The 10,179-nt window shown below is 53.1% G+C and carries 14 protein-coding genes; 9 read left to right on the forward strand and 5 right to left on the reverse strand.

Going from position 1 to position 10,179, the window contains the following annotated elements; genetic code table 11:
• The 3 genes from INT12_RS29695 to INT12_RS29705 form a co-directional block, all read left to right on the forward strand.
• Positions 1-180, forward strand: a 180-nt coding sequence (locus INT12_RS29695) for a plasmid pRiA4b ORF-3 family protein (protein WP_226926360.1), incomplete at its 5' end; no start/stop codon positions are given.
• 199 nt (positions 181-379) lie between these two features.
• A complete protein-coding gene (locus tag INT12_RS29700) occupies positions 380-619 on the forward strand; it encodes a hypothetical protein (RefSeq protein WP_159075515.1) in 240 nt (79 codons plus the stop codon).
• Positions 619-1,284 (forward strand): hypothetical protein, encoded by a 666-nt coding sequence (locus INT12_RS29705; protein WP_193059145.1) that lies wholly within the window; start codon positions 619-621, stop codon positions 1,282-1,284. The genes INT12_RS29700 and INT12_RS29705 overlap by 1 nt, the downstream gene beginning before the upstream one ends.
• 146 nt (positions 1,285-1,430) lie before the next feature.
• On the opposite strand, the gene INT12_RS29710 is transcribed toward INT12_RS29705, so the two are convergent.
• Positions 1,431-1,685: a hypothetical protein gene (locus INT12_RS29710; protein ID WP_057006050.1), complete on the reverse strand. Its 255-nt coding sequence runs from the start codon at positions 1,683-1,685 to the stop codon at positions 1,431-1,433.
• 272 nt (positions 1,686-1,957) lie between these two features.
• Between INT12_RS29710 and INT12_RS29715 the strand changes: the two genes are divergently transcribed.
• The 3 genes from INT12_RS29715 (at position 1,958) to INT12_RS29725 (ending at position 4,619) form a co-directional block, all read left to right on the forward strand.
• On the forward strand, positions 1,958-3,220 hold the full coding sequence (locus INT12_RS29715) for a DUF637 domain-containing protein (RefSeq protein WP_226926361.1): 1,263 nt from the start codon (positions 1,958-1,960) through the stop codon (positions 3,218-3,220).
• A complete protein-coding gene (locus INT12_RS29720; protein ID WP_082107817.1) occupies positions 3,217-3,528 on the forward strand; it encodes a colicin in 312 nt (103 codons plus the stop codon). The genes INT12_RS29715 and INT12_RS29720 overlap by 4 nt, the downstream gene beginning before the upstream one ends.
• A 479-nt stretch (positions 3,529-4,007) precedes the next feature.
• Entirely contained in the window at positions 4,008-4,619 is a 612-nt protein-coding gene (locus tag INT12_RS29725) for a hypothetical protein (protein ID WP_193040747.1), read from the forward strand.
• 263 nt (positions 4,620-4,882) lie between these two features.
• Here INT12_RS29725 and INT12_RS29730 read toward each other — a convergent pair whose 3' ends face one another.
• The 4 genes from INT12_RS29730 to INT12_RS29745 all read right to left on the reverse strand — a co-directional run bounded on the left by INT12_RS29730 (position 4,883) and on the right by INT12_RS29745 (position 7,525).
• On the reverse strand, positions 4,883-5,185 hold the full coding sequence (locus INT12_RS29730; RefSeq protein WP_046385098.1) for a hypothetical protein: 303 nt from the start codon (positions 5,183-5,185) through the stop codon (positions 4,883-4,885).
• Between the two features lie 312 nt (positions 5,186-5,497).
• A complete protein-coding gene (locus INT12_RS29735; RefSeq protein ID WP_046385097.1) occupies positions 5,498-5,755 on the reverse strand; it encodes a hypothetical protein in 258 nt (85 codons plus the stop codon).
• A gap of 554 nt (positions 5,756-6,309) precedes the next feature.
• Positions 6,310-6,897, reverse strand: coding sequence for a hypothetical protein (locus tag INT12_RS29740; RefSeq protein WP_017848626.1), 588 nt, complete (start codon positions 6,895-6,897; stop codon positions 6,310-6,312).
• A gap of 16 nt (positions 6,898-6,913) precedes the next feature.
• Entirely contained in the window at positions 6,914-7,525 is a 612-nt protein-coding gene (locus tag INT12_RS29745; protein ID WP_026140224.1) for a hypothetical protein, read from the reverse strand.
• Between the two features lie 328 nt (positions 7,526-7,853).
• On the opposite strand from INT12_RS29745, the gene INT12_RS29750 reads away from it, so the two are divergent.
• Genes INT12_RS29750 through INT12_RS29760 form a run of 3 tightly spaced genes read left to right on the forward strand, consistent with a single transcriptional unit; the run spans position 7,854 to position 9,575 of the window.
• Positions 7,854-8,534 (forward strand): CsgG/HfaB family protein, encoded by a 681-nt coding sequence (locus INT12_RS29750; RefSeq protein WP_046488824.1) that lies wholly within the window; start codon positions 7,854-7,856, stop codon positions 8,532-8,534.
• Positions 8,535-8,562: 28 nt separating this feature from the next.
• Positions 8,563-8,925: a DUF4810 domain-containing protein gene (locus INT12_RS29755; RefSeq protein WP_017848623.1), complete on the forward strand. Its 363-nt coding sequence runs from the start codon at positions 8,563-8,565 to the stop codon at positions 8,923-8,925.
• Positions 8,922-9,575 (forward strand): DUF799 domain-containing protein, encoded by a 654-nt coding sequence (locus INT12_RS29760; protein WP_017848622.1) that lies wholly within the window; start codon positions 8,922-8,924, stop codon positions 9,573-9,575. The genes INT12_RS29755 and INT12_RS29760 overlap by 4 nt, the downstream gene beginning before the upstream one ends.
• The last annotated feature ends 604 nt before the right edge of the window (positions 9,576-10,179 follow it).

Here is a 10,179-nt window from a genome sequence, read left to right on the forward strand (position 1 = left end):
AATGCTTGCCCACCGGAAGACGTGGGTGGCGGGCCTGGTTACGAGGAGTTTCTGGAGGCGATGGGCAACCCCGATCATCCAGAGCATGACGCCATGGTTGAATGGCATGGCGATGTTTTTGATCCGGCGACATTTGAGTGCGAGCGCGTGAACCAGTGGTTTAAACGGATTAAGGTTTGAGTTGCAAGGCGGTGTAGATCGGACGCTTACCCTCATCACGCAGAGCATGCTCCAATATTTCCAAGTGCTCTCGGTCACCGAAACCTGTGCAACTGCGCCAATACTCCAGGCCTAAACGCCATAATGAAAGTACTCGCCTCTCTCTGAGACTGTTACTTTGATAGGAGAAAATAGGGGGCAGACCACGATTAGTGCACCAATGTATATTGGTGGTCTGACCCCTATTTTTCTTAACGGTATCACCTTGATTGATCGAAAAACGGCGCTAACTACATTTGATAAACAGATACAGAGCGTTCAGCGAGTATCGGCAGCGCTAAAGCAGAATCCGGGAGTTAAGGCGGTTTTTGAATTTCCCAATCAAAAAGCAGCTGATAGGGCAACAGATATCCTTGTTGAGCAAAATATCAGAAATATTTCTGTAAGGGTGGCACCTTAATGACTAAATATAAGCTTGAATTTCGACGTAGACCTAATTTTTCAGAGTCTATCGAAGATAGGCATAATAATTTTTTGAGAGCTGTAAGCGATTTGGGCGTTCCATGGGGTTTTAGCGATTCCCTTAAAGTTCCCCCTATTGGAAGCGAGTTGGTGACCTCGGCGTCATTAGATAAGCTACTTCCAGTCGGCGTTAAAGGTCGTATTTCATACGCCCTGCGAGATCAGAAGTATCTGGAAGATGATGCGCAGTTTGATGATACTCTATTTATTGAATTTACAGCTTCAAAAGTCGACTATTCAGATTTGTTGAAAGTTGTTTTTCCTAGATATATTAAGGCGTTTGGTTCCTATCGCTCGGCTTTGCATGATTGGAGTGTTACGAGAAGCGATTGGCCTTTAGTGGTAGAAGCTTGTGAAGCTACAAAGAAAGACGTCAATGGTAGGGATGGTGTTTTTCGTATAAATGCAGCGAATTATTTCGATAAGGAATTGTGTTTTCGTGCTTTTGGAAAGGGACCTCGTGAACTTGTTGATTTAATATGTGATTATGTAGAAGAAGTGCGTGAGTTTGAAGATGGGGTTTTGATTGTGATTAGTTATAATCCGCTATCTGCCGACGAGCTCCTCAGTGCGGGTGATCGACTAAAAAGCTTGGTGATTTGATTGTTTTTTTGGTCAAGATGGTCGGTGTAGGGCTGTTTTGACTGGGCCTGGTAGAGTTGTTGGGAAGATTCTGCTTTTATGGTTCTTTAATAAAATGGTTTTATATATCGGCCGGGCAGTTATGGTTTAACTGCCCGGATTCTGCTTTAGATCTTCGAGTTTGATTTCCGTCCAATAACATCCAGCAGATCGCACCCATCCCGCAGCGGTATAGCCAGCAGCAGCGCAAAATCATGCAACACAACCGCATCACTGCTGATCTTTTCCCGAAATGCCAGATTCTCCAAAAACTGAGTCACCGCACGAATACGATACGCGGCAGCCTCATGGAGGACATCGAGGGGCGCTTGCGTGTCGATCACCAACGCGGGAATGGTTGAGTCGTGGCCTGTTAATGGCATGGGAAATAGGGGAAATAGGGGAAATAGGGGAAATAGGGGTCATAGGGAAATAGGGGTCAGACCACGTTTTGCATTTATGGAGTTTTTGTGACTATTGTTCAGTCCTTTAAAAAGAGAGTTATCCGAGGAGTGGTATGTCGTCCGAAGGCTGTTTTTTCTTAGTCTTATAATGGTGGTCTGACCCCTATTTCTCTAATTGGTTCGCTGGTGCCGACAAAGCAGGTGCAAGTACTAGCACCGTCCAAGGTGTTAACCCGAGTGCGGGCTCAACCTTGGCGGTTACTAACTCCTCCAAAGATATTTTCACCTGGACGTCAGCGGGTGATATCGCCCTGCGCACTGGAGGTCGGGCGGTAATCTCTAGCGGGATTTCTACGGCCATCCAGGGCGGAAGTTTCGGCGACAATTTCAATGCTGCCTTGCTGGGAGAGGCTGGCAACGTTGCGATGGCTACCGGTTTTAATTGGGTGGGTGACTACGTCACGTTCCCGAATGGAAGCCCTCAAAAGATCATTGCTCATGCATTGATGGGCGGATTGCTGGCGGAAGCGACCGGCAGTGATTTCAAAACCGGGGCTGCGGCGGCTGGGTTGAATGAAGCGCTCATCAATCAATTAACTTGGGCCGCCCAAGGCAATAAAGACATCACTTTGATGCTTTCACAACTGACTGGGTTGTTAGCAGCGGCAGCGGTTGATGGTGATTTAGAGAAAGGCTCTCAGATTGCTCAGAAGGCGACGACGTTTAACTACCTTTACCACAAAGAAGTCGAGGAGATGCTTCGGGAGGTTGACAGCAAAAGTACGGAACAAGAGAAAAGGGCGGTTAGGGAGCGGTATGCGGCCCTTGATCAGCAGAGAAATGACGAATTGGATGCGCTCTGCGCGCGCGATCCGCAACGCTGCAGGGGTATTGCTATCTCGTTGGCGAACGATGATCAGAAACTCGTCGATCTGGTAGGTAAGCTTAGGTCCCAGGGGCAGGGTGGTGCTGCTTCTGCTGTAGGTTTTGTGATAGGGAGCAACCTAGACGCTTCCAGCAAAATTGCTGCAGATATCAGCTCTGCTGGCGGTGGGGTGTTGGTTAAGCTCGGGGCGGAGGCTATCAAGGCTGGAGTTGGAGTAACATTACCCTCGCGCTCTGGAGCAGGGAAAGGGAAGGGTAGTCAGGGTGAAGCTGCGGGTCCTGATGTACCGCAGGGTGCAAAAGCGACAGGTGCCTCGCTGGACAACGTAGCCAGTAGCATCCATGCTGGCCAGCAAGGCAAGCATGTTCTGGGGCATAACAATTTTCTTCCCGGACGCAGCTATCTTAATGAGGGTGTCGATCCTCAAAAACTGTTGAATGGTGCTCATGCGGGAGAGTTTCCTGTCGTAGGTTATGGTTCAAGAGGGCAGCCAATAGTTGATTTTGGAAAAAATATTGGTGTTGATGGCACATCAGGCTTGACGACAAGATACGGAACAATACATTCAGGTAAAAGCGGAGCGCATATTGTTCCGACAAATCCTGCTACTGTCGGAGCGAAACCATGAATACTTTTCCTGATTGGTTGGTCTTATGTGTTTGGCGTGCTCTGATTGGTGAAATATATCCTGCAATAAGGGCGATTGCTATTTCACTGTCAGACGATGGAACATTACTTGTTCGTTACTATCTTGACAGGTCGCCTACAGACTTTGACTGGGAAAGTTTAGAGGTTGTTGCCACAAATATTTCAGCTTCAATTGGTCAAGAAAAAATTTCTCACATAGATTTAGATTGTAAGTTCGTGCTTGGTTCAATAGGGAGTCTTGAGTGTCTCGACGGCTTCATCTACTGTCGCAGAGAATATGATTTGTAGGTGCAAAAGCAACTGGCGGTGCTGCAGAAAAGGTAGATGATGTTGTAGCTCCATCGTCTAAACCTGAACGGTTGCAACGGCTTGATGCGGGTAATGAGTTTAATGGGAAATAGGGGTCAGACCACGTTTTGCATTTAAGGCGCTTTCGTGGCTATTGTTCTGTTCTTTAAAAAGAGAGTTATCCGAGGAGTGGTGTGTCGTCCGAAGGCTGTTTTTTCTTAGTCTTATAATGGTGGTCTGACCCCTATTTCTCTTGGAGTTGAATAAAGCAGCCAACGACGGTGTAGTCAAATCCGATGCCAGTGGTACTGTGTTAGTCAAACCACAAAAAAGCCAGCGCGGCGTAACTCCAGATCCTAACGAGTGGCAGTTTGACCATGTAAAGCCAAAAAATTGTGATGGTACAAATTGCAGCTCAAATCTTCAGATTCTATCTCGACAAGAGAATAGAGCCAAATCTGACAAATAGGTGCTACTAGATGAATAATTCGATTCTAAATATAAATGAACTGCCTGCAGTTGATCGTGTTAAACATGTGGCTCAGGGGTTAGCGTTGTTGGATGCCATAATTATGCCCGAGTGGGAGTATAGATACTTCTCATTCAACTGTAATTGGGATGGAGCGGGGAAAGAAATGATGGCCTCAATGAGGGACGGATCCGGGGCTGAGTGTTTTTTGCACTTTACCGATGCAGGTGTTGCAGGGAAAGTTATATGTGGTTCTCCTTTGCCTAATGTGTCTGAATGTTTGAATGCTATGCCCGAGGCGTTTCAGCAATTTAAAGTTGAGCCAGCGTTCTCTACGGATAATGCTAGTCTGTTTTTTTGGCGAGGTGTCAAGCAGCCATCGTGGTGTGCGTCGCCGGATGGGCTGAAAGAGTATCCACTGCTAGGTTTTTTTGTGGGAGGTATTGCAGCTTATAAGAGTTTAGTTGAGAACTATTATGAGAAAAGCATCGATGCAACCGTACTTGAAGAGGTATTCGCGTCGCTAGATGTGACTGCGGACCAGCTAGTGATACTTAATCCTGATATAGAGCTTGGTGATTTAGTCGATGACTTTCAAGAGATTTTAGGTCGTGAATTTTAACTTCATCTTGATGGAGCGGTGCAAAAGCACATGCTGACGCTCCCAATATCCGAGGAGTGGTGTGTCGTCCGAAGGCTGTTTTTTCTTAGTCTTATAATGGTGGTCTGACCCCTATTTCTCTTCAACATCAATCTGAACTTGCAACACCTGGACAATTACAACGTTGGCTTTCATCGCCTAGTAACCGAGCGAAGCCAAACAGATAGCCTCGCCCCTGCTCATCCACTTTCACCGATCTTTTTTTATCTAAGACCTTTTATCAATCAAGCATTGAACCTGGTTTTAACTTCTCCACCACGCGCATAAGTCATCACAAACGAACTCCAATTTTCACCACGTCTGGTGGCGCACTCCCTCAACTCCTTCACCAAACGATAGAGGATTGCGCCATTGTAATCCGTTTCCGCATCCGTCACCCGAACCCCTTTGTTCTCGACAGTAAGAACAGTTTCTATATAACCCGCACCTACTGTTACCTCATAAAAAAAAGAGTCGTAGCCATCCACGATACCTGCATCTAGCAGCTCAAAAATCTGTTTCACTAACTGTACGTCTTGAGTAACCACTATATAACCTCCGGAATCTTATGAGCCTCATTTTCAAAGAAAACTTTTTCGGTCTTTCCATTTATCGTATAGGTCAACTCCATGTTATCAGGACGCGGGAAATAGGGGTCAGACCACATTTTGCATTTAAGGAGTTTTCGTGACTATTGTTCAGTCCTTTAAAAAGAGAGTTATCCGAGGAGTGGTATGTCGTCCGAAGGCTGTTTTTTCTTAGTCTTATAATGGTGGTCTGACCCCTATTTCCTTTAATGGTGGGGCCTAGAGTTGATTATCTGCACAAACCGGGGCGGCACCCAGGCCGCCCGATTTTATTCAGGTTGGATCGGCATTGAGCCTGCGGCTGATCACATCCAACAAATCACACCCATCGCGCAGCGGAATCGCCAGTAGATGGGCAAAGTCTTGCAGCACCACGGCATCGCTGCTGAGCTGTTCGCGAAAGGCTAGGTTTTCCAGCAGTTGGGTGACGGCTCGAATCCGGTACACGGCGGCGTCGTGGAGGACGTCGAGGGGTGCCTGAGTGTCGATGAGCAGGGCGGGTACGGTGCTATCGTGACCGGTTAGGGGCATGTATCGATTCATTTGAAGTCTCGTTTAGAGGGTATGAGATCTACCACCTAATCGTCGCCAAACGAATTAGGTGGCAGCTGTACGCAGGTTGGCGAACCGGAAACGAGTAACCGGCAGACCCGAAGGTCTCCCACGCACAGCCGCCATAACAGCGACTCTGCGGGTGCAAAATGCCTGCAAAAAAACGCAGAACGCTTTTGCACTCGTTTACGGATCGCCAAATCCGATCGCCCGGTTGGGCGACGGCCGGACTATAAGCCCTCTGCCCAAAACCTTGCAAGGTATAGCACCCCGCCACTCCCTCAAGCCCCGCAGCCCTCGAACGCACTCACCCGGTCGGGTTGCATGGATTGCAGCTTTTTCAAATGACATGGGTGGATGGGGTAATGCTCAAGGCGCGTTACGCGTTCTAAGCCAGAACGCCGCCGGGTCAAGGGCAAACACTGTACCTGTGGCGAGGGAACAAGCTCCCGCGCCACAGGTCGCTTTTCGAGCGTTGTGTTTTTTCACTGAGCAGCGTGAGGGCTGGCCTGCCCTCACAGCGACTTTTGACCTCAGAACAACTTGCGCTGCACCGCCTCATCCAGCGTGCTGCGCGTCAACGCCTCCACCACTTCCCGCGTGTCCGCCTGGAACGGGATGCCCACGATCAGCACCAGGTGCATCCAGGTGCGTACCGACTCACTCTTTTTGATGCGCCCGAGTTCTTTGCCGTCTTTGTCCTTGAACACGGTTTCCAGGGTGAAGGTGTTCTTCGCCGTGGACGGGATGATGAAGAACGTCACGCCAGTGATGATCGCCGAGGCCATGTTGAACTGTTCGTTGTTGTACAGGGTGGCGTCGGCGTAGATGTCCGAGTCGACCTTGTCGGTGCTCACCCGCGAGAAGCGGTTGGACTGGCGAAACGAATCCGCCACGGCCTTTTCCCACAACGCCGCCGGAGCGCCGGCTGCAGTGTTGCCCGGGCCGCTGTTGACCTGGCGGAGCGCCGTGGTACGCACGAACGCCGTGGGTTTTTGCGCCGGTGCGTTGGCGGTCGGCGGCCAGGTTTGCACGGGCGGCAGTTCGTGTTGCGAGTAAGACACGCAACCTGTCAGCAAGATGGCCGCGAGGACCAGGCTGTGTTTGATCAATCCTTTCATGTGTCGCTCCTTGAAATTACGGTTTGGCCAGCTTCGCGGTAGCGGTGTCGAGCAGTTGCGCGACCAGTTCGTTCAGTTGCTTGGCGCCCATGGTTGGGGCCCAGTATTCGCGACCGTAGAGACCGACGTTGCGCTCGAACTTGACCTCGTGTTTGGCGCTCGCCAGTTCCTTGCCATCGCGATCGACGATCACCAGGTCGCCGGCCACGTCAAAGGTGTCGACGTAGATTGGGCCGTTGACCCAGATCCAGACCGTCAGCGTCAGCAAGGCGCCGGGGACATAGCCTGGGTGTATGCCACGGTGGCCCTTGAGGGAGGTCATGTTGAACTTGAGCGACACGTCCTGCTCGCCCAGGCGCACGGGGTATTCGGTGACCTGCTTGAAGTAGCCCGCAGTACTCACGTACTGATTGAGCTGGGCGGTCAGCGAGCGGCTGATCGCGGTCTTGTTGGCGTCGTTGATGTCGGCGGCGCTCACCGTCACATCGGCGACTTGTGCGCTGCGCGGGCTGGCGATGGCGGCGGGGTGGAGCGGGGCGCCAATGGGGCCGGTGACGGTGTAGGACACACAACCGGTCATCGACAGAGCGGCGATCAGGGTCGCTGCCCGGAAGAGGGTTTTCAACACACAATTTCCCTATTAATGAATGAGCTAGGCCAGTGTCTCGACCGATAGCCCAAAAACTTGAGGAATGTGCGTCATCGCACGGCCTGCGCCGAAACACCTTGAGAACCCCTCTCAACCCCGTAAAATGCTGCAGCCGTTGCGACCCGACATGTTCAGGGATGAAGTCAGTTACGCGCGAGTTCTTGCCTTTGCGCAGGCCAGCCTGCCTCCCTCCCTGAAACTGCCGCCCTTGGCCCGACGCCTTCGACCTCGAAGGGGTGGGTATCGCCTCGTGCCCGGTTTTTCGCTACACCGAGCTCTGCTGATTTCCTCACTTTAGGAGCAACATGTGAAAACACTGTCCCAAATCCTGCTCTCCGGCGTAGCCGCTGCAGCGCTGCTGACCGTGGCCGGTTGCGCCACGGAGAGCAACCGCGCGATGCCGGTGGAACAAGTCGCCAGCGCCCACGTCGCCTATTCCGGCGTGCGCGTGCCGATTGCCGTGGGCAAGTTCGATAACCGCTCCAGCTACATGCGTGGCATCTTCTCCGACGGCGTCGACCGTCTCGGCGGCCAGGCCAAGACCATCCTGATCACCCACCTGCAGCAGACCAACCGCTTCAGCGTGCTGGACCGCGACAACATGGGCGAAATTTCCCAGGAAGCCGCGATCAAAGGCACCGTGCAGAAGCTCAAAGGCGCTGATTACGTGGTGACCGGCGATGTGACCGAGTTCGGCCGCAAAGAAACCGGCGACCGCCAGTTGTTCGGCATCCTCGGCCGTGGCAAGACGCAAGTGGCCTACGCCAAAGTCGCGTTGAATATCGTCAACATCAGCACTTCCGAAGTGGTGTATTCCACCCAGGGTGCCGGTGAGTACGCGCTGTCCAACCGTGAAGTGATCGGCTTCGGCGGCACCGCCAGCTACGACTCCACCCTCAATGGCAAGGTGCTCGACCTGGCCATGCGTGAAGCGATCAACCGCCTAGTCGACGGCATCAACGCCGGCGCCTGGAACCCGCGCAACTGATTGGCAACCCTCAAGGAGTAGTACACGGATGAGCAAGGCAGTGAAGTTGGCGCTGATGCTGACAGCAATCGCGACGGTCGCCGGGTGCCAGACGGCGCCTCAACCCCTGTATCAATGGGAAAGCTACCAGCCGCAGGTTTACGAGTACTTCAAGGGCGAGCCCAAGGAAGCGCAGGTCGAGGCCCTGGAGCGCGATCTGCAGAAGATCAACGCCAGTGGCCGCAAAGCACCGCCGGGTTACCACGCCCACCTGGGCATGCTGTACCTGAGCATGGGCAAGGATGACCAGATGGTGCAGGAGTTCCGCACCGAGAAGGCGCTGTTCCCCGAATCCGCTGCATACATGGACTTTCTGCTGAAAAACGCCAAGACTGGAGTCGCCACCAAATGAGCCTATTGAAACTCACCGGCGCCTTGCTGGCCCTGGCCTTGCTCGGCGGTTGCGCGGCACCGAAGACGATTGATTACACGGCATACAAACAGGCGCGGCCGAAGTCGATCCTGGTGCTGCCGCCGATCAATGAATCGCCGGAAGTGCAGGCGTCCTACAGCATGGTTTCGCAGGTGACCTACCCGCTGGCCGAAGCTGGCTACTACGTGTTGCCGATTGCCCTGGTGGACGAAACCTTCCGCCAGAACGGCCTGACCACCGCCAACGATATCCAGGGCGTGCCGCCGGCCAAGCTGCATGACATCTTCGGTGCGGATGCAGCGCTGTACATCACCATCAGCGAGTACGGCACCCAGTACATGCTGATCTCCAGCAACACCGCGGTGACCGCCTCGGCCAAACTGGTGGACCTGCGCACCGGCACCACCCTGTGGACCGGCTCGGCGCGTGCGTCCAGTGAGGAAGGCAACAATAACAACGGCGGCGGCCTGGTGGGCATGTTGATCACAGCGGCGGTCAAGCAGGTGATCAACAGCTCCACCGACGCAGCGCATCCGATCGCGGGCATCACCAGTGCGCGCCTGCTCTCGGCAGGGCAGCGCACCGGGCTGCTGTACGGTCCGCGCAACCCGAAATACGGTACGGACTGATCTCAGCGAAGGTCAAAGGTGGGAGGGAGCTTGCTCCCGATGGCGGTGGGTCAGTCGCCCGATGCAGTGGCTGACGCTTGGTCATCGGGGGCAAGCCCCCTCCCACACTGATTGAGGTGTTATCTAAACCAGGATTCAGGCGGGGCAGCGCACCGGGCTGAGTTAACCGTCTCGATTCTGGCACCACCGAAGATCAAAGGTGGGAGGGAGCTTGCTCCCGATGGCGGTGGGTCAGTCGCCCGATGCAGTGGCTGACAGTTGGCAATCGGGGGCAAGCCCCCTCCCACACTGATCGAGTGTTATCTAAACCAGGATTCAGGCGGGGCAGCGCGCCGGGCTGAGTTAATCGTCTCGATTCTGGCACCACCGAAGATCAAAGGTGGGAGGGAGCTTGCTCCCGATGGCGGTGGGTCAGTCACCCGATGCAGTGGCTGACAGTTGGCAATCGGGGGCAAGCCCCCTCCCACACTGATCGAGGTGTTATCTAAACCAGGATTCAGGCGGGGCAGCGCGCCGGGCTGAGTTAACCGTCTCGATTCTGGCATCACCGAAGATCAAATGTGGGAGGGAGCTTGCTCCCGATGGCGGTGGGTCAGTCACCCGA

The sequence above is a fragment of the Pseudomonas sp. K8 genome (genome assembly GCF_014889455.1).
GTDB classification, from domain to species: domain Bacteria; phylum Pseudomonadota; class Gammaproteobacteria; order Pseudomonadales; family Pseudomonadaceae; genus Aquipseudomonas; species Aquipseudomonas veronii.